General features: G+C 36.5%; 1 protein-coding gene. It reads left to right on the top strand.

Features of this window, described 5'->3' with window-relative positions; all coding sequences use genetic code 11:
- A partial coding sequence (locus DW269_RS13065) for a hypothetical protein (RefSeq protein ID WP_233503294.1) occupies nucleotides 1-554 on the top strand: 554 nt, incomplete at both ends.

Here is a 554-nt window from a genome sequence, read left to right as displayed (position 1 = left end):
CTTCATGAAAGTGGCAAAAAGTTTATGAGCAGCAGCCAGTTTAGAGTATGGCTCAACAATGAGTATCTTCCAAGCCATCCAGAATATTCCTGGATCAAGGAAGCTTATTCAAAATCTGTAACACAGGCGGTAAATAACGGACAGACAGCATTTGAAAACTTCTTTAATCACAAGAGCGCCTTTCCAAAATTTAAGAAGAAAGGCAGATCTAATGTGAAGATGTATTTTGTAAGGAATAATCCAAAAGATTGCAGTTGCAAAAGACACAGACTCAAGATTCCGTCACTTGGCTGGGTACGCATCAAAGAGAAAGGATATATTCCAACTACAAAAGATGGAAACGTAATTAAGAGCGGTCATGTCTCAATAAAAGCTGACAGATACTATATTTCAGTTCTTATAGAAATCCCAGACAAAACGTCAGCCAATAATTCCAGTGAAGGAATCGGTATTGACCTTGGATTAAAGGACTTTGCGATTGTTTCTAATGGAAAAACTTATAAGAACATCAATAAATCTGCAAAATTAAAGAAGCTTGAAAAGAAGCTTATTCG

The organism is Catenibacterium sp. AM22-6LB (assembly GCF_003435615.1).
Taxonomy (GTDB): Bacteria; Bacillota_I; Bacilli_A; order Erysipelotrichales; family Coprobacillaceae; genus Catenibacterium; species Catenibacterium mitsuoka_A.
This window is presented reverse-complemented; position numbering and strand designations above follow the sequence as displayed.